This window comes from Mycobacterium asiaticum (assembly GCF_001673315.1).
In the GTDB taxonomy this organism is placed as follows: Bacteria; Actinomycetota; Actinomycetes; order Mycobacteriales; family Mycobacteriaceae; genus Mycobacterium; species Mycobacterium asiaticum_B.
The window spans coordinates 75,094-91,724 of sequence record NZ_LZLQ01000080.1 but is presented as its reverse complement, the minus strand read 5'-3'; the positions used below and the strand labels follow the sequence as shown (position 1 = coordinate 91,724).

Genomic DNA, 16,631 nt, shown 5'->3' with positions numbered 1-16,631 from the left:
TGCATGACGAGGAGTACTGAGATCCCCGCGAACGCGGCTCCCAACCCGCACGCAACGGCTGAGGAAGTCGAAGCGGCCAGGCATGACAGCAAGCTCGCCCAGGTGCTCTATCACGACTGGGAGGCCGAAAGCTACGACGACAAGTGGTCCATTTCTTACGACCAGCGCTGCATCGACTACGCCCGCGGCCGGTTCGATGCGATCGTGCCCGAAGACGTGGTCCGCGAATTGCCCTATGACCGTGCACTGGAGCTGGGCTGTGGCACCGGGTTCTTCCTGCTCAACCTGATCCAGGCCGGGGTGGCCCGGCGCGGGTCGGTCACTGACCTTTCACCGGGCATGGTCAAGGTAGCCACCCGCAACGGACAGGCGCTGGGTCTGGACATCGACGGTCGCGTGGCCGACGCCGAAGGCATCCCCTACGACGACAACACCTTCGACTTGGTGGTCGGGCACGCCGTGCTGCACCACATCCCGGACGTGGAGTTGTCGTTGCGCGAGGTCATCCGGGTACTGAAGCCGGGCGGCCGCTTCGTCTTCGCCGGTGAGCCGACGACCGTCGGCAACGGCTACGCCCGGGCGCTGGCAGACCTGACCTGGAACCTCACCATCCGTGCGGTCAAGCTGCCCGGACTCGGGGGTTGGCGCCGTCCACAGGCCGAGATCGACGAAAATTCGCGAGCCGCAGCGCTGGAATGGATCGTCGACCTGCACACATTCGATCCGAAGGATCTGGAACGCATGGCGACCAATGCCGGCGCGATCGAGGTCAAGACCGCCAGCGAGGAGTTCACGGCCGCCATGCTCGGATGGCCGGTCCGGACCTTCGAGTCGACGGTTCCGCCGGGCAAGCTGGGCTGGGGCTGGGCGAGGTTCGCGTTCAACAGCTGGAAGGCGTTGAGTTGGGTGGACGCTAACGTCTGGCGCCACGTCGCCCCGAAGGGCTGGTTCTACAACGTGATGGTCACCGGGGTAAAGCCCTCCTGAGTGTCGCTTTCACGACCGGTGACGTCGAATATCTGCGTTCGGAAACCGGCACCGAGGCGCTGACCTCGGTCGCCGAACTCGAGCTGAGCGACACCAGCAGGATCTCCGATATCGCGGCCGTGCGCGCCCGATTCGGCGACCGGGCGTCGCTACTGGTGGAGACGACCCTGCTACGCCGGAAGGCGCGGGAAAAGCTCGGCGGCCTGGCCGACGTTTCCCGCTGGTTCTTCACCGACGAAGCGCTGCAGCAGGCGACCGCCGCGCCGGTTGCGCTGCACCGTGCCGCCCGGTTGGCCGGTCGGATCGTGCACGACGCGACCTGTTCGATCGGCACCGAGTCGGCGGCCCTACGAGGCGCAGCGGCCCGGGTGATCGGCAGCGACCTCGACCCCGTCCGGCTCACCATGGCGCGGCACAACCTGGCCGGCACCGTGGACCTGTGCCGCGCCGACGCGCTGCGCCCGGTGACCCGCGGTGCCGCCGTCGTCGTCGACCCCGCGCGGCGCAGCGCCGGTCGTCGACGTTTCCACCCGGCCGACTACCAACCCGCGCTGGGTCCGCTGCTGGACTGCTACCGGGGTCAGGATCTAGCCGTAAAGTGCGCTCCCGGAATCGATTTCGATCAGATCAGCCGACTCGGATTCGACGGCGAGATCGAGGTGACGTCCTACCGGGGCTCAGTGCGCGAGGCTTGCCTATGGTCGATCGGCCTGACGCCGCCGGGCGTGCACCGGCGCGCCAGCGTCCTTGATCGGGGTGAGGAGATCACCGACGCCGATCCGGACGACTGTCCGGTTCTGCCAGTCGGACGTTGGATCGTCGATCCCGACGGAGCCGTCGTGCGGTCAGGCCTGGTGCGCCAGTACGGCGCCCGGCACGCATTGTGGCAACTCGACCCGGACATCGCTTATCTGTCCGGGGACCGGCTGCCGCCCGGGGTGCGCGGCTTCGAAGTGCTCGACCAGCTGGCGTTCGACGAGCGCCGGCTGCGTCAAGTCCTGACCGGGCTGGACTGCGGCGCGCTGGAGATCCTGGTCCGAGGCGTCCAGACGGATCCCGACGTGCTGCGACGACGCCTCCGGTTGCGGGGCAGCGCATCGCTGACCGTGGTCATCGCCCGGATCGGGCGGTTCGGAGCCGGCAGCCAAGCGGTCGCATACGTGTGCCGTTCCTCGCGGTAACGCCGGGTACGCTGACGGCGATTACCTGATGAGGGGCCACCGCCTTTCTTGGTGCGCTGGGTGTCGAAGGAAACAACGAAGATGCGTTATCTGATAATGGCCGCGGTACTGGCGGCTGCGGCCGTCACCGGCTGGCCGGCCGCTTACCCGGCGAAAGCTGCGCCGCCGTCGTGTGCCAGCCTGGGGGGCTCCGTCGAAGGCGCCGAGATCTGCCACATCCACCAGTCCGGCGCCACCTACACGCTGGACGTGAAGTTCCCCGTCGACTACCCCGACCAGCAGGCACTGACTGACTACATCACGCAGAACCGCGACGGTTTCGTCAACGTCGCGCAGGGATCGGGACGTCGCGACCAGCCGTACCAGATGGACGCCACCAACGAACAACACACGTCCGGGCAACCGCCGCACACCCGCAGCGTGGTGCTCAAGTTCTTCCAAGATCTCGGCGGTGCCCGCCCGTCCAACTGGTACAAGGCCTTCAACTACAACTTGGCCACCAAGCAGCCCATCACCTTCGACAACCTGTTCGCGCCCAACACCACTGCGCTGGACAGCATCTTCCCGATCGTTCAGCGTCAACTGGAACAACAGAGCGGGGTCGGCATGCCGATCTCTCCCGGGGCCGGGCATGATCCGACCAACTACCAGAACTTCGCCATCACCGACGACGCGCTGATCTTCTACTTCGCGCAGGGCGAGTTGCTGCCGTCATTCGCCGGCGCTACCCAGGTCCAGGTACCGCGCAACGCCATCCCGCCGCTGGCCCTGTAGGAGCCGTCGCAAGCAAAGGCGCAGGCATCACCTGTCGCTACTCCGGGTCGAACTTGTAGATCTGGCCGTCGCTGGTGCCAGTCACCACCCGCCGGTCTTTCCCGATCGATACGCCGATCGCGGATCCGGTTGCCTCGGGCAGCGGATAGCTGTTCACGGTATGGCCGTCGCCTGGGTCGAAGACCAGCAAAGACATCCCGGGGCCGCCGTCGTGCGGGGGACCGGCCACTTGGGCGTAGCCGACACCCGAACCGGCCAGCGAGGTGGACGCCAACGGGGTGACGTCATCGCGGCGCCAGGCCAATTCGGCGCGGTCGCCGGCATCCCGGAACGCCACCAGACGGGCCTGCGCGCCAGCACCGGACACGATCAAGCCCTGCGGGGTGACCGCGGGCGGGGTTTGCGCCGCAAATCCCAGCGGCACCGACCATTTCGGCTTTCCGTCGGGTGCGTGCAGAGCCCACAGCCGCTGGTCACGGCCGTTGACGTACACCGTGTTCCCGTCCGCGGACAACACCGGGCTGCCCACCGCTCCGCCGCCGACGGCGTCGCTGGTCCAGACCCGGCTCAGTTGCCCGCCGTTGTATTTCAGGCCAACCAGGCCGGCTGTCGGTGCATCCGGTTGCCACACGCTGATCACCACTGTTCCGCTGGCGTCCGAGAAAGCAGGCGCGGCGGCCACCGGACAGCCCGAACGCGCCGGCGCACAGTCGGCCAGCCCCCGCGTGGCGTCGGCGGGGTCGACACCCTCCACCAGATCCAGCGCCGTACCGACCACCGCGCCTCGGTGAGTGTCGAAAACCAGCACCTGTCCCAGATGGGTGCTGACCAGGAGGTGACCGTCCGGCAGGAATCGCGGCGTGGTCGGCATACCGATCACGGGTTCTCGCCACCGCGTCCATTGCGTGGTGGGAAACGAGATGATCGACCCCGGCTGACCCACGTAGAGGTTGTCGAAGCGGTCGAACAGGGGACCGCCGAAGCCACCGCCCTGCACCAGGCGGGTGCACCACCGTTGACGCCCGTTGTTGATCTCCCATTCCATCAGCGAGCATCCGGCGGAGTTCTGAGCGTTCAGCGCAAGGTATCCGCGCGCGCCGAGCGCCGGACCGGCCGCCAGGCTTCCCTTGACCGACCGCGTCCAGCGCAGAACTAGTTTGGTGGCCCCGGTCGCGGAGGTGTAGCCGCTATTGGCGGCGTCGCCGTACTGCGCCGGCCAGCCCTCGGCCGGGGCCGCGTCCACCCAGGAATCCGTCTTGCCGCAACCGCCGATGCCGAATGTGAGCAAAGCCGCCGAAGCGGCCGTCAGAAGCCGTCGTGCGAACACTGTTCCCCTTCTGCAGCAAGCAGCGAACGAGTACAGGTGAGGGTAACCCGCCGCCGCTCGCATGGCCTTGATCGGCCACCTCCTCGGCACTCCTGCACCGCCTCCTTACGGCCTCCTCCATCCGCCGACACCGCCCGCCGTTGCGATGTGAATCGTCGTCGGTAGGCTTTTTGGCCATGACGAGCATGTGGGGTGCTCCGCTCCATACCCGGTGGCGCGGAGGGCGACTCCGAGACCCGCGCCAGGCCAAATTCCTGACGCTGGCCTCGCTGAAGTGGGTGCTGCGCAACAAGGCGTACTCACCGTGGTACCTGGTGCGGTATTGGCGGTTGCTGAAGTTCAAGCTGCAGAACCCGCACATCATCACCCGCGGCATGGTGTTTCTGGGCAAGGGCGTCGAGATCCACTGCACACCGGAATTAGCGCAGTTGGAGATCGGCCGCTGGGTGCACATCGGCGACAAAAACACCATCCGCGCACACGAGGGCTCGCTGCGGTTCGGCGACAAGGTGGTCCTGGGTCGGGACAACGTCATCAACTGCTATCTGGACATCGAACTCGGCGACTCGGCCCTGATGGCCGACTGGTGTTATGTCTGCGACTTCGACCACCGCATGGACGACATCACGCTGCCCATCAAAGACCAGGGAATCATCAAGTCGCCGGTGCGTATCGGGCCCGACACCTGGGTCGGGGTGAAGGTCTCAGTGCTGCGTGGCACGTCCATCGGACGCGGATGCGTGCTCGGCTCGCACGCCGTGGTCCGCGGCGTCGTGCCGGACTACTCGATCGCAGTCGGAGCCCCGGCCAAGGTGGTCAAGAACCGGAAGCTGTCCTGGGAAACGTCGGCGGCGCAGCGGGCCGAGTTGGCCGCCGCGCTGGCCGACATCGAACGCAAGAAGGCGGCCAACCAGTCGCCGTAAGCGTTGCCGCTCCTGCTGAATGTTGCTGAATGTTGCTGAATGGCGCTCGTAGTCATCGGGCCGGTTCTTCAGGAGATGTCGCCGTAGCGACGCAACGCTTCGACGCGCTCGGCCGCGTGGTCGACGATCGGTTCCGGGTATGCCGGAGGACGGGTGGCTTTGCGCAGATGCGGATCGTCTACGTCGCGCAGTTCGGGTACCCAGCGTCGGATGTAATCGCCTGCGGGATCGAACTTTTCGCCCTGAGTGACGGGGTTGAAGACGCGGAAGTACGGTGCGGCGTCGGTGCCGGACCCCGCGCACCACTGCCAGCCGTGCTGATTGTTGGCCATGTCGCCATCGACCAGTTGCTCCAGAAACCAACGTGCGCCCCACTGCCAGGGCAGGTGAAGATCCTTGACCAGGAACGAGGCGACGATCATGCGAACCCGGTTGTGCATGAAGCCTGCTTCGCGTAGCTGGCGCATCCCCGCGTCGACTATCGGATAACCGGTCTCGCCGGCTTTCCAAGCCTCGAACCGGCGTTCGGCGGTGGCGTCGGTGTCGGTGTCAATGGCATCGAAGTTGCGGTTCAGATTCCACCAGGCGCTGTCCGGCCAATAATGCAGTACCGCGGCATAGAAGTCGCGAAAGGCCAATTCGCGCAGGTAGGCGCCGTCGCTGCGGCTGCGTGAGTTCAGATCCGAGACCAGGGTGCGCGGATGAATGGTGCCGAACTTCAAGTGTGCCGACATCCGGCTGGTGCCCGCCAGATCCGGCCGGTTGCGGTCGCTGTCGTAGCCGTGCAGCCCGTCGTCGATGAAGGCCTGCCACTGCGAACGGGCGGCCTCTTCACCGGCGGGCAAATCGAGTGTGGCACCGGGATCAGGGATTTCACACTGCGCCACTGCTGCTTTGGCCGGGTCGAGCCATTGCGCCGAAGGGGCACCGGATTCGGCCGGCGGCCGCCATCCGACTTCGCGCCACCGCCGAAAGAAGGGGGTGAACACTTTGTACGGCGTGCCGTCATCCTTGAGGACCCGGCCGGGCGAAACCAGATAAGGCGATCCGGTCGCCACCAACGGCACCGATCCCAGTGATTCGCGCACCAGGTCGTCGCGCCGCCGACCGAACGGGGCGAAATCCTCGGAGATGTGCACCGCCGACGCATCGATTGCTCTGGCGAGCTGAGGAATTCGTTTCTCGGGACGCCCGCGCGTTACAAGCAGACGGCCATTGAGATCGCTCTTGAGTTGGCGTAGCGAATCACCGAGGAACTGCAGACGTCGTGGTCCCGACGAAGCCTCGAGCCGCGGATCCAACACGAAACAGGCGAGCACGTGTCGATCGCCTTCTGCCGCCGCGACCAGTGCCGGATGATCGCGCAGGCGTAGATCTCGTCGAAACCACAACAGCGAGGGCACAATTGGCTCCTAACGGTTGAGGCGCCAGATGTGCGTGGACAGCACCGTGGCGAACCCGCACCACAGCGGATAGGGAGACAACGCCGCGCCGGCCCGCGGGTCGGCCTCGGCGGCCCGCCGGGCCAGGTCGGCGCTGCTGGCCGTGAGTACCGCGGCGCCTACCGCGGCGGCGCCTAATTTGTGGAACCGGAAGAACAGCCAACTCCAGCTTGCGTTGAGCACCAGGTTGACCGCCAGCGCTGCGATGTAGCTGCGTGCCTTGTCCTCTCGCCCGGTGTCGCGCAGGCGGTCGATGGTCGCCGCCGATGTCACCGCGATATCCGCGTAGAGCGTCGTCCAGACCACCGGGAAGGCGACACTGGGCGGCTGGTATTTCGGTTTGCGAATGGTCGCGAACCAGGCCGGGCTGTACCTCGGGCTGGCGATGCTGCCGGTGCCGGCCGCGGCGGCAACCGCCGATCCGGTCCCGGCCAGAGTTGCCTTGTTCATGTTGGCTCCCTTCGGTTTTCGGTAGGTGTAACTGTGGAAGGCCACCAGATGCGGTCACCAATGAGGGCGAACAACGACGGAATGACCAGGGTACGGACGACGAAGGTGTCGAGCAGTATGCCCAGGCCCACAATGATGCCCAGTTGGGTCATCACGATCAGCGGTAACACCCCGAGCACGCAGAAGACCGCGGCGAGAACGATTCCCGCGCTGGTGATGACACCCCCGGTCGCCGACACCGCGCGGGTCATGCCGTCCCGTGCGCCATGGTCGGCCGCTTCCTCGCGGGCCCGGATCACGAGGAAGATGGTGTAGTCGACGCCCAGCGCAGCCAGAAACAGGAAGGCGTACAGCGGGGCGGTGTTGTCCAGCGCGGGGAAGCCGAATAGGTGCATGCTGGCCCAACCGCCGACGCCGAGGGCGGCCAGCGCGCCGAGGATCGTCGCTAGCAACAGCACCGGCGGGGCCAGCGCGGAGCGCAGCAACGCATACAGCACGACCAGGATGACCACCAGGATCGCCGGTACCAGCAATAGCCGATCATGTATCGCCGCGTCCCGGACGTCGAGTGCCTGTGCATCCGGCCCGCCGACCAAGGCCCCGGTGGTTCCGAGCGAATTGCGCAGTGCGGCAACGGTATCGAACGCCTGTGGGGACGAGGGGGCCGCGTCGATGACGACCGACCATTTGGTCAGGTCTCCGGATTGCCCAGTCTGGTTCGCCGAGACCACACCCCGGGTCGCGCTGAGCGCGTGCTGCACGGTTGCCGATTGCGCGGTGGGCGCGATCACCACAGTCGGGTTGGCCAGCCCGGCCGGGAAATGGTCGGCCACGATGTCGAAACCCGTCACCGAATCGGCCTGAACGCGGAACTGCTCGGTTTGCGACAGACCGATACGGACGCCCAAAAGTCCGGTGGCAAGCACCACCAGCAGCGCGATGGTGACTGAGGCAACCAAAGCGGGACGGCGGGCCACCCGCTGCCCGATTACATGCCACACTCCGGCATCGGTTGTCTCCGTGTGGTCCTGGCGCGGAATGAAGGGCCAGAACAGCCGTCTACCGCACAGCGCCAACAACGGCGGTAACAACACCAGCACCGACACGGCGGCAACGAGTAACCCGCACGCCGCCAGCGCTCCCAGGCTTCGGGTGCTCGGCGTCGACGCGAAGATCAGGGTCAGCAACGCCAGCACCACTGTGGCATTGCTGGCCGCAATCGCTGGTCCTGCCATGCGTACCGCCCGTCGCAATGCGGCGCGGTGGTCGTCGTGCCTCCGAAGTTCCTGGCGGTAACGGGAAATCAGCAACAGTGCGTAATTGGTGCCTGCACCGAACACCAACACACTCGTGATGCCGGCCGTGGAACCGTCGAAGCTGAGCCCGGTCAGCGACGCCACCGCGGTACCAACCGAACTGGCGACCCGGTCGGCGAAACCGATCACCAGTAGCGGCACCAGCCACAGGACCGGAGAGCGGTAAGTGACGATCAGCAGCAGCGCGACCACTGAGGCCGTGACCGCCAGCAGGGTGATGTTGGCGTTGGTGAAGGCGTTGGCGATGTCGGCGCCGAATGCCGGGCCGCCGGTGACGTGTGCCGTCAAGCCCTGGGGTAGGCCGTTGCCGGCCGCGGCACGTAAATCCGCCACCGCGTCTGTCAAGGACAGGCCAGAGAGGCTGGCTTTGATCGCGACCACTGCGATCGCCGCTTTGCCGTCGGCCGAGACGGACGCGGGCGGGGCCGGAGCACCGTCGTGCGTAACCGCCAGCATCCGGTCGCGTGCGCCTTCGGCGGCACGAACCAATGCTCCCGCGTCAGGAGGCCCGCCGTCTGTGCGGCTGACAACGACGAGCAGCGGAGCCCGATCGCCGCCGGGAAACTGCGCGGACAACTTCTCGACCTTCGCGGCAGCTGAATTGGTAGGCACCGACAGCGGAGCCTCGGTTGCAGCGGCGTTCCCGCCGATCAACACCATGAAACCGCCCGCCAGCAGAAAGACGCCCAGTGCCAGCAGCCATGAGCGTCGCCCCGTCAGCTTCGCGGCGAATCCCTCCCACGCCACACCCCTAAGCATTTCAGCGAATTAAAGATTAATCAACTGAAATGAAGCGCTGATCAAGATATGCTGCGATCGCCATGAATAGCGACGAGCAGGCAGCGGGCCGCGACGACCTGGAATCGCTGATAACGGCGGATCTCCGGGAGATGTCGACCGAATCCGATCAGATCGGCCGCCTGTTCGCGCTGTCACACGACGTGCGGCCCACCGATTTTCGCGCGCTGCTGCACATCATGGTTGCCGAGACCGCGCGACGACCGATGACGTCGGGGGACCTGAGCCACCGGATGGGGCTGTCGGGGGCGGCGATCACCTATCTGGTCGACCGCCTGATCCAATCCGGTCATATTCGGCGTGAGTCCCATCCCGATGACCGTCGCAAGGTTGTCCTGCGTTACGCCGAGCCGGGACTGGCCACCGCGCGCTCCTTTTTCACGCCGCTGGGACGGCATACCCGCGATGCTCTCGACGATTTGTCCGACGCCGACCTGGCCGCGGGTCACCGAGTATTCACCGCACTCATCGAGGCGATGCGCGAGTTCCAGAAGGAATTGGGACCGAGTGGCAGCTGAGGTTCCGTCTTGGTGCCGCAACGATTGAACGCCACCTGTGACGATCAACGTTGTTCGTTGTCACCTTTTAGTGCAGCCAGCAGCCCTTCAGGATCGGCAACGGTGACGGTGAGGGCTGAGTGGTCCTTGAATCCGATCACCCGGCGCATCGGGGGTTCGAAGTGAACGCACAAACCGGCCTGGGCGTTGGTGCCGAAGGTCAGCCCGTCGTCGGCCATCGACAACCGCGGACCGACCGCCGTCCACCAACGATAGGGGCCGGTGACATGTGCGTCGGCCACGTGGGACAGTGGCGCTTCGGCGCGTAGCGGTCCGTACCGGGCAATGAAGCGACCGTCTTCGGTTATCGTCACGCCCTGGTCACCACCCCAGCGGAACGGCAACCAAAGCGGGGCCAGTCGCCGCTCGTACCGGTAAGGAAAGTGGCGTGCGGTTCTCTTCGGGCCAGTCATCACACTCCTGTTTCTAGCGGACGAGACGTTGCAGTACCCGGCGGCCGGGCAGCGCGTCTTCGATGAGCTGCAACGCTTCGGGAACCGAGTGGACCAGGGGGAGCCCGTGTTCGGTGACGATCCGCAGCAACGGTCGCATCGCCAACCCCGCGACGACACTGCAATACAACCCGGCGGCGCGGTATTCGTGGTTGAGCGCTAGCAGTTCCTGGAAACCATCGATACCCAGAAATTCCAGATTGCTGAGATCGAGGATCAACGGCGATTTGACTCTGTTGAAGCGGCGGATCTCCGAAGCGATGCGCCCGGCGTTGAAGCTGTCGATCTCGCCGTCCACCCGCAGCACTATCCCGAGGCTACGTGCGTACATGAAGATCTGAGCGCCGCCGCAGTCGATGCCGTAGCGGTAGCGGGGGCTGTGAAGTTCTGGCGAGTCAACGGCATGCATGAGGCGAGGCCCATCTGGTTGTTTGGGGGTGAGGCGAAGGCAACGGATGCGAGACGCCGGCCTGAGGATTACAGCTGTTAACTCAACTGTCTTGAGCTTAGCGCGATTGTCGCGCCGGTGCCGAGGGTAAGTGTCGCCCTGGCCGCCGACCCTGGACCGTCCGCTCTGCGGATAAGTCGACGAGCCCCGACATCTGTGAAAGTCCAACCCGGACAACAAAATACAGCGCAGAGACAGCGGCTGGGGCGGTAACCGAAGTGCCACCCGGATCGCGGTGGGCCCGAGGCCATCGCGTTCCGCTGCAACTGCGCCGTACCGACTATATCTTAAGACTATTAACCGTTCAATAATTTAATTATGCCGCTGGTGCCGCGTACCGTGGTCGCTGAGGAAGGTTGGGGACCACCTCGCTGCAATTCGGGCGAAATTTTGGGTAGTCCAACACGATGACAGATGGAATGAGGCGGCCGTGCTGGCGAAGCTGGTGAGTTCGATAGGAAGCGTTGTCGAAGCGGCGGGCACGGTGGTGGGCTATCGCGGTGGAACCGAGGAACCTGACTACCGCGCTGAGAGCCTGACCCAGGACGTAGAAATCCGTCACTATGCCGCTCGGCTTGCCGCAGAGACGACGGTGGTGGCCGGCGAGCGCTCCGCACGCGAGATCGGTTTTCGGCGATTGGCGCGATATATCTTCGGGGCCAATCAGAACCAGCAGAAAATCGCGATGACGGCTCCGGTTGCGCAACAGTCGCAGCGGGGGGCAAAGATCGCCATGACGTCCCCGGTGGCCCAGCAGGAGAGTGCCGCGGGAAGTTGGGTGATCCGATTCTTCATGCCGTCCGACAAGACCATCGACTCGTTGCCCGAGCCCGAGGACAGTGCGATCAGGATGGTCACCGTACCGCCGCAGACGGTGGCGGTGCGGCGCTTTGCCGGTAGCGCTGACTCGAACGACGTTGCCGAGCAGACTGCGAAACTGGTGGAAACCCTCGAACACTTCGGATTCGAAATGCTCGATACCCCCCAAACGTGGTTCTTCGATCCGCCGTGGACCCTTCCGCCGTTGCGGCGCAACGAGATCGCCGTACCCGTCCGGTCCGATACCCGCGGCTCATGACGGCCGAACGACGTGTCATGTCGATCCGCAAGCGTCGACATATCGACGTGTGTCGGTACGACGACGTGGACTACCAAGGTGTCACGACGGGGTTGGAACGCTACCGGCTGCCATTCAACGCGCTGACTCAAACCAACCTCGGCGACATCGACCTGTCGGTTGAGTTCCTGGGCACCCGGCTACGAGCGCCCATACTGGTCGGCGCGATGACCGGCGGTGCGGAGTTGTCCGGCACCATCAACCGCAATCTGGCTGCCGCCGCTCAAAGTCTCGGCATCGGAATGATGCTCGGTTCACAGCGCGTCATGCTCGACAGCGCGCGAGGGGACCGGGCTGCCGCCAGTTTCGCGGTGCGCGAGGTCGCGCCCGACGTGCTGTTGTTCGGGAACATCGGACTGTCCCAGTTCACCAAGGACGCAGTGCCGGACATCATCCGAGCCCTGGATCAAGTCGGTGCGAATGCTCTTGCCGTACATACCAATCCGTTGCAAGAAGCAATGCAGGACAACGGTGACACCGATTTCGCCGGCTCGCTGGACCGGTTGCACGACGTAGCTGCCCTGCTGGATCGCCCGGTGCTGCTCAAGGAGGTCGGGCACGGGATAGGTGCCCGGGCCGTCGCGCAGCTGCTGCGGTTCACCGATGAGCCACCGGTCGCGGCCATCGATGTCGCGGGTGCCGGCGGCACGTCCTGGTCGCGTGTGGAGCAGTTGGTGCGCTACGGCACGGTTCGTTACCCCGACCTGGCCGACTGGGGGATACCGACTGCGCAGGCATTGCAGGAGGTGCGGGCCGCGCTGCCGCATCTGCCGCTGGTCGCCTCCGGCGGAATCCGGACCGGCATGGACGCGGCGAAGGCGCTGGCGCTGGGCGCCGATGTGGTGGCGGTGGCCCGGCCGCTGCTGTCGCCGGGGATCGAGTCCGCTGCTGCGGCGACAGCATGGTTGCAAGCCTTCATCGACGAGCTGCGGATCTGTCTGCACGGGTGCGGCGCCGCGGATGTCACCGCTCTGCGTAACCTTGGTGCGTCACAGATCACTTAGGTGCGGGCAGATGGCAGTAATTCTGGCTTATGGGTCGCCGGCGTTGGGGCACTTGTTCCCGCTCGGCGCCCTGTTAACCGAACTGGTGCGCCGCGGTCACGAAGTGCACCTACGAACGATGGCCAGCGAAGTCGCCGGTATGCGGCGGGTTGGCGTGCACGCCCAGCCGGTCGACCGACGGATCGAGGCCATTGACGGGCAGGACTGGCTGGCACGCAACAACTTTGGGGTTCTGAAGCGGTCAATCGACGTGCTGTGCCGACGGGCGGTCATCGAAGTCGGCGACCTGCGAGGAGCTGTCGCGCAGGTGCGACCGGATGTGGTTGTCGTCGACGCGAACTGCTGGGGCGCGATCTCGGCGGCCGAGGCCGGCGAGCGGCCGTGGTTGATTTTCTCCCCGTTCACCCCTTACCTGCGTTCGCAGAGCGCACCGCCCTTCGGGCCGGGCCTGCGACCGCGGACCGGAGTTGTCGGCACGGTGCGCGACGCGTCGATGCGGCCGTTCGTCAGCTACCTCTTCGACCGCCCGATGGTGCCGCGGATCAACAACGTTCGGGCCGGCTTGGGCGTTGCACCGATCGATTCCGTGGACGCACTGATGCGACGGGCGCCACTGCTGCTGGCGGTGGGCGGTGAGCCGTTCGAATATCCGCACCCGGACTGGGGTGACGCGGTGCACTTCATCGGCGCGTGTGTCTTCGAGCGGACCGCGGCGCCGGCCCCGCGCTGGCTGCAAGACATTCACCGCCCGATCGTGCTGGTGAACACCTCCTCGATTGCGCAAGGCGATGCGGATCTGGGCGCCGTTGCGATGCGCGCGCTGGCCGACCAACCGGTGCATGTGGTGGTGACATTCCCCGCCGGCGTTCCCAGCGGATTACCCCGGGCGCCGAATGCCACCGTGTGCCAGTTCATTCCGCACGGCCCGGTGCTGGATCGGACAGTCTGTGTGGTGAACCACGGAGGCATGGGAACCACCGTCAAGGCGCTCGATCGCGGTATACCGGTCTGCGTAGTGCCCTACGCCCGCGATCAGGCCGAGGTGGCGAGGCGGGTCCAGGTGGCCCGCTGCGGCACCCGGTTGCCGTCCAAGCGGCTCAGCCCGGCACGTCTTCGCCGCGCGGTCCTCGACGCAGTGGGGATGACGGACGGAGCGAAACGGGTGGCAGCCGGCTTCGCCGCGACCGGTGGCACCGCGCACGGTGCGGACCTGGTCGAACGCCGACTGCTATCGACGACTGGGAGCCTTGGACCTAGCCGTTCCTGGCCTGCTGCGTGGGACTGCAGCGCGTCGTCCGAGCTGTGCTGAGGCCTCGGGTGCGTGCAACGCGTCCTCGAATGTCGACATCGCGGTGAGCATGGCCAGGAAAACGCGGTGCGCGGCAACCAGATCGGCATCGTTCAACTCGGACATGGCGGAGTTCATGTGGCTTCCCAGCGGTCGGAAGAAGTCGTGTGCCAACGACATGCCGCGACTCTCATAGCGCAGCAACCATTTACGACGATCTTCCGGATCGGGTTCGCGGCGGATGTGACCGGATTCGATCATCCGGTCGACGAGGTAGGTGATAGCAGGCGGGGATACGTCCATGCGTTCCCGGAGCTGTGCCAATGTCAACGGCTTGCCCGCGGTCTCAGCCACCATGATGTGCAACAGGGCATGAAAGTCATTGCTGCTCACCTGGTTGAGGCGGGCGAAATGACGACCCACCCGGTCGGACTGGGCGGTGATCGCACGAATGTCGGCCGAGAGTTGCCGCTCGAGCTCAGCCCGATCGGGCGATGGTTCGCCTGCTCGCCGTTTGGTCACCTGCACGCGTCCTTCATCAGACACACGATACGGCGTCCGGGACCGTTTTCCGGTCGCAGCCGCGGGTGGTTGCCGGGCGGGTCCGCGGCGGCTATGACTTCACTGGGTCGTGACCCCAGTTCATCAGCGAGTAGCGCCATGCTGAATCTTCGATTCCGCCGCTGGGGCGCTGCTTGAGATGCCGCTTGGCGTACCCGACCACCTTGCGCATGTGCGCGTAGTCATCGTCGTCCAGATCGGCACGCTTGGAGCGCAGGATCGCCACGATGCGTCGTCCACTGGCGTGCCCGGTTGACTCCTCGCCGCCTTGCTTTTGACCGACGCTCTGCGATTGCTCTGTCTTGAGCCACTTCTCGATCTCCCGAGCGGTCATGTTGACCGTCTCGTTGAACTCTTGCCAGGTGGTGTCGTGATCCTTGCCGGCCATGGTGGCCCCCGCCGGCCTACTCGCCCGAGCGCTTCAGCGCGCTCGGCTTGTGCACGGCGTCCTTGCCGGTCTTGTCGCTGCTCACCCGATATTGGGGCTCATCCTTCGAGGCTTTTACCGTGCGCCCGGCCGCCTCGGTTTCCGAACTGATCTTGCCTTCAACACTGCCCTTGACCGTGTGGCCGTGGCTCTGCCACTCGACCTTGTCGCCCTTGCTGAATTTCTTCTCGGTCAATGTGTTTCTCTTCCATCGTTAATTTACTTAACGAATCGGATACCCCAGTTTGCGATGTTGAATCGCCAGGGCGGCCCAGGACACGGCGGCCGCGGCGAAGGCCAACTGTTGCGCGGTGCCAAGGCGTTCAGCTGGGAACACGACACCGGCAACGTAACGGCCGATGAAACCATCCTCCGGCAGTGGATCCATACCGGCCCGGGTGCGAGCCGATGTCTCCAGGGCGGTCAATGGGCACGGCCAGTCCAGCGTCACCACCCCGACGCCCCAACATACGACCGGCACGTGTAACCACAAGTTGCGCCGCCAGCGCAACGCCAGAAATCCCCCGCTGGGCAGGTAGAGCAGATACGCCAAGTGCGCGACCGCAGTCGCAGCGACCATGGTCGAATACGGCTTCCTCATCGTCGGTTCAGCCTAGCCCGCTACGCAGGGCCGCCAGCAACTCCGGTTTAGCCGCCTAGGCATCGGGTATGCGGACGGCGCCGTTCGCCCGTTCGCCCGTGACCACGTAGAGCTAGGGAATCTGTTGCCTGAAATCACCGCGCACCACGGGATGTTTCGCGACACCAAGCTCCATGTCGACGACACCGGCGGTGACGGGCGGCCGGTGGTGCTGATCCATGGTTGGCCACTGTCCGGGGAGTCATGGTCTTTGCAAGTGCCTGTGCTCGTCGACGCCGGCTACCGCGTCATCACCTACGATCGGCGCGGGTTCGGGCGCAGTGACAAGCCGCTCACCGGCTACAGCTACGACGCGCTCGCCGGTGACCTCAACGGCCTCCTGGAAACCCTGGATGTGCGCGATGTGACGCTGGTCGGGTTCTCCATGGGCGGCGGCGAAGTCGCCCGCTACATCGCGACGATGGGGGAGGAGCGGTTGCGCAGCGTGGTGTTCGCCGCCGCCGTCACGCCTTACCTGCTGCACACCGCCACCAACCCGGACGGCCCCCTGTCCAAGACGCAGGCCGCGAAGATGGCCGCTGCGCTGACCGCCAACCAGAATTCGTTCTACGAGGAATTCATCACCGAGTTCTTCTCTGCCGAAGGCGAATTGAAGGTGGGCGAAGCTCAGCGGCAAGACGCACTCGCCTTGTGCAGACAGGCCAGTAAGCCAGCGGCGCTGGCGTGTCTGGCGGCGTTCGGCGCCAGCGATTTCCGGGCGGATCTCGGTAATGTCACCGTCCCCACCCTGGTGGTTCATGGAGACGCCGATGCCACCATTCCGTTCGAGGGCTCCGGCAAGCGCACGCACGAACTCATCTCGGGAAGCCAGTTGCACGTCATCGCCGGCGCGCCGCACGGCTGCAACACCAGCCATCCGGACGAATTCAACCGAGCGCTACTCAGCTTTTTGGCGGATTAGCACCCGCGGCTTCCTGG

At 65.4% G+C, this 16,631-nt stretch carries 19 protein-coding genes; 9 read left to right on the top strand and 10 right to left on the bottom strand.

Going from position 1 to position 16,631, the window contains the following annotated elements; translation table 11 throughout:
• Window positions 1-3: 3 nt before the first annotated feature.
• The 3 genes from A5636_RS12375 (at window position 4) to A5636_RS12365 (ending at window position 2,942) form a co-directional block, all read left to right on the top strand.
• On the top strand, window positions 4-987 hold the full coding sequence (locus A5636_RS12375) for a class I SAM-dependent methyltransferase (protein ID WP_065158921.1): 984 nt from the start codon (window positions 4-6) through the stop codon (window positions 985-987).
• Window positions 984-2,168, top strand: coding sequence for a THUMP-like domain-containing protein (locus tag A5636_RS12370; protein ID WP_437339826.1), 1,185 nt, complete (start codon window positions 984-986; stop codon window positions 2,166-2,168). Before A5636_RS12375 ends, A5636_RS12370 begins: the two co-directional genes overlap by 4 nt.
• Before the next feature lie 81 nt (window positions 2,169-2,249).
• Window positions 2,250-2,942 carry an esterase gene (locus A5636_RS12365; RefSeq protein WP_065158919.1) on the top strand — a complete coding sequence of 231 codons (693 nt, stop codon included), beginning with the start codon at window positions 2,250-2,252 and terminating at the stop codon, window positions 2,940-2,942.
• A gap of 37 nt (window positions 2,943-2,979) precedes the next feature.
• On the opposite strand, the gene A5636_RS12360 is transcribed toward A5636_RS12365, so the two are convergent.
• A complete protein-coding gene (locus tag A5636_RS12360; protein ID WP_065158918.1) occupies window positions 2,980-4,269 on the bottom strand; it encodes a PQQ-binding-like beta-propeller repeat protein in 1,290 nt (429 codons plus the stop codon).
• Between the two features lie 176 nt (window positions 4,270-4,445).
• Here A5636_RS12360 and A5636_RS12355 point away from each other — a divergent pair, with 176 nt between their 5' ends.
• A complete protein-coding gene (locus A5636_RS12355) occupies window positions 4,446-5,192 on the top strand; it encodes an acyltransferase (protein WP_065158917.1) in 747 nt (248 codons plus the stop codon).
• A gap of 68 nt (window positions 5,193-5,260) precedes the next feature.
• On the opposite strand, the gene A5636_RS12350 is transcribed toward A5636_RS12355, so the two are convergent.
• The 3 genes from A5636_RS12350 to A5636_RS12340 are packed head-to-tail and all read right to left on the bottom strand — an operon-like array spanning window position 5,261 to window position 9,147.
• On the bottom strand, window positions 5,261-6,595 hold the full coding sequence (locus A5636_RS12350; protein WP_065158916.1) for a cryptochrome/photolyase family protein: 1,335 nt from the start codon (window positions 6,593-6,595) through the stop codon (window positions 5,261-5,263).
• Window positions 6,596-6,604: 9 nt separating this feature from the next.
• Window positions 6,605-7,084 (bottom strand): TspO/MBR family protein, encoded by a 480-nt coding sequence (locus A5636_RS12345; RefSeq protein ID WP_065158915.1) that lies wholly within the window; start codon window positions 7,082-7,084, stop codon window positions 6,605-6,607.
• The gene (locus A5636_RS12340; protein WP_253900575.1) at window positions 7,081-9,147 is read right to left on the bottom strand and encodes an MMPL family transporter; all 2,067 of its coding nucleotides are present in this window, start codon (window positions 9,145-9,147) and stop codon (window positions 7,081-7,083) included. The genes A5636_RS12345 and A5636_RS12340 overlap by 4 nt, the downstream gene beginning before the upstream one ends.
• A gap of 74 nt (window positions 9,148-9,221) precedes the next feature.
• Here A5636_RS12340 and A5636_RS12335 point away from each other — a divergent pair, with 74 nt between their 5' ends.
• A complete protein-coding gene (locus tag A5636_RS12335) occupies window positions 9,222-9,716 on the top strand; it encodes a MarR family winged helix-turn-helix transcriptional regulator (protein WP_065158913.1) in 495 nt (164 codons plus the stop codon).
• Window positions 9,717-9,760: 44 nt separating this feature from the next.
• On the opposite strand, the gene A5636_RS12330 is transcribed toward A5636_RS12335, so the two are convergent.
• Both A5636_RS12330 and A5636_RS12325 read right to left on the bottom strand, forming a co-directional pair.
• On the bottom strand, window positions 9,761-10,168 hold the full coding sequence (locus A5636_RS12330; protein ID WP_065158912.1) for a hypothetical protein: 408 nt from the start codon (window positions 10,166-10,168) through the stop codon (window positions 9,761-9,763).
• A 13-nt stretch (window positions 10,169-10,181) separates the two neighbouring features.
• Window positions 10,182-10,616 (bottom strand): STAS domain-containing protein, encoded by a 435-nt coding sequence (locus A5636_RS12325; RefSeq protein ID WP_081287749.1) that lies wholly within the window; start codon window positions 10,614-10,616, stop codon window positions 10,182-10,184.
• 469 nt (window positions 10,617-11,085) lie between these two features.
• Between A5636_RS12325 and A5636_RS12320 the strand changes: the two genes are divergently transcribed.
• Genes A5636_RS12320 through A5636_RS12310 form a run of 3 tightly spaced genes read left to right on the top strand, consistent with a single transcriptional unit; the run spans window position 11,086 to window position 14,085 of the window.
• Window positions 11,086-11,733, top strand: coding sequence for an SOUL family heme-binding protein (locus A5636_RS12320; RefSeq protein WP_065158911.1), 648 nt, complete (start codon window positions 11,086-11,088; stop codon window positions 11,731-11,733).
• Window positions 11,730-12,776 (top strand): type 2 isopentenyl-diphosphate Delta-isomerase, encoded by a 1,047-nt coding sequence (fni, locus tag A5636_RS12315; RefSeq protein WP_065158910.1) that lies wholly within the window; start codon window positions 11,730-11,732, stop codon window positions 12,774-12,776. Before A5636_RS12320 ends, fni begins: the two co-directional genes overlap by 4 nt.
• 10 nt (window positions 12,777-12,786) lie before the next feature.
• Window positions 12,787-14,085, top strand: coding sequence for a glycosyltransferase (locus tag A5636_RS12310; protein ID WP_065158909.1), 1,299 nt, complete (start codon window positions 12,787-12,789; stop codon window positions 14,083-14,085).
• On the opposite strand, the gene A5636_RS12305 is transcribed toward A5636_RS12310, so the two are convergent.
• From A5636_RS12305 to A5636_RS12290, 4 genes are all read right to left on the bottom strand, one after another.
• Window positions 14,005-14,586 carry a MarR family winged helix-turn-helix transcriptional regulator gene (locus A5636_RS12305; RefSeq protein ID WP_081287757.1) on the bottom strand — a complete coding sequence of 194 codons (582 nt, stop codon included), beginning with the start codon at window positions 14,584-14,586 and terminating at the stop codon, window positions 14,005-14,007. The two genes, A5636_RS12310 and A5636_RS12305, sit on opposite strands and share 81 nt — an antisense overlap.
• Window positions 14,587-14,677: 91 nt before the next feature.
• The gene (locus A5636_RS12300) at window positions 14,678-15,013 is read right to left on the bottom strand and encodes a DUF3140 domain-containing protein (protein WP_065158907.1); all 336 of its coding nucleotides are present in this window, start codon (window positions 15,011-15,013) and stop codon (window positions 14,678-14,680) included.
• A 16-nt stretch (window positions 15,014-15,029) separates the two neighbouring features.
• Entirely contained in the window at window positions 15,030-15,248 is a 219-nt protein-coding gene (locus A5636_RS12295) for a DUF2945 domain-containing protein (protein ID WP_065158906.1), read from the bottom strand.
• Window positions 15,249-15,275: 27 nt separating this feature from the next.
• Complete coding sequence (locus tag A5636_RS12290; protein ID WP_065158905.1) at window positions 15,276-15,653, bottom strand: DUF2784 domain-containing protein; 378 nt, start codon at window positions 15,651-15,653, stop codon at window positions 15,276-15,278.
• Between the two features lie 124 nt (window positions 15,654-15,777).
• Here A5636_RS12290 and A5636_RS12285 point away from each other — a divergent pair, with 124 nt between their 5' ends.
• Window positions 15,778-16,614, top strand: coding sequence for an alpha/beta fold hydrolase (locus tag A5636_RS12285; protein WP_081287748.1), 837 nt, complete (start codon window positions 15,778-15,780; stop codon window positions 16,612-16,614).
• Window positions 16,615-16,631: the final 17 nt, after the last annotated feature.

Bases quoted from the DNA above. Each gene is read 5' to 3' on its own strand.
- A5636_RS12345 (WP_065158915.1), bottom strand. From the start codon at position 7,084: ATGAACAAGGCAACTCTGGCCGGGACCGGATCGGCGGTTGCCGCCGCG.
- A5636_RS12310 (WP_065158909.1), top strand. From the start codon at position 12,787: ATGGCAGTAATTCTGGCTTATGGGTCGCCGGCGTTGGGGCACTTGTTC.
- A5636_RS12300 (WP_065158907.1), bottom strand. From the start codon at position 15,013: ATGGCCGGCAAGGATCACGACACCACCTGGCAAGAGTTCAACGAGACG.
- A5636_RS12290 (WP_065158905.1), bottom strand. From the start codon at position 15,653: ATGAGGAAGCCGTATTCGACCATGGTCGCTGCGACTGCGGTCGCGCAC.
- A5636_RS12335 (WP_065158913.1), top strand. From the start codon at position 9,222: ATGAATAGCGACGAGCAGGCAGCGGGCCGCGACGACCTGGAATCGCTG.
- A5636_RS12355 (WP_065158917.1), top strand. From the start codon at position 4,446: ATGACGAGCATGTGGGGTGCTCCGCTCCATACCCGGTGGCGCGGAGGG.
- A5636_RS12365 (WP_065158919.1), top strand. From the start codon at position 2,250: ATGCGTTATCTGATAATGGCCGCGGTACTGGCGGCTGCGGCCGTCACC.
- A5636_RS12330 (WP_065158912.1), bottom strand. From the start codon at position 10,168: ATGACTGGCCCGAAGAGAACCGCACGCCACTTTCCTTACCGGTACGAG.
- A5636_RS12325 (WP_081287749.1), bottom strand. From the start codon at position 10,616: ATGCATGCCGTTGACTCGCCAGAACTTCACAGCCCCCGCTACCGCTAC.
- A5636_RS12375 (WP_065158921.1), top strand. From the start codon at position 4: ATGACGAGGAGTACTGAGATCCCCGCGAACGCGGCTCCCAACCCGCAC.
- fni (WP_065158910.1), top strand. From the start codon at position 11,730: ATGACGGCCGAACGACGTGTCATGTCGATCCGCAAGCGTCGACATATC.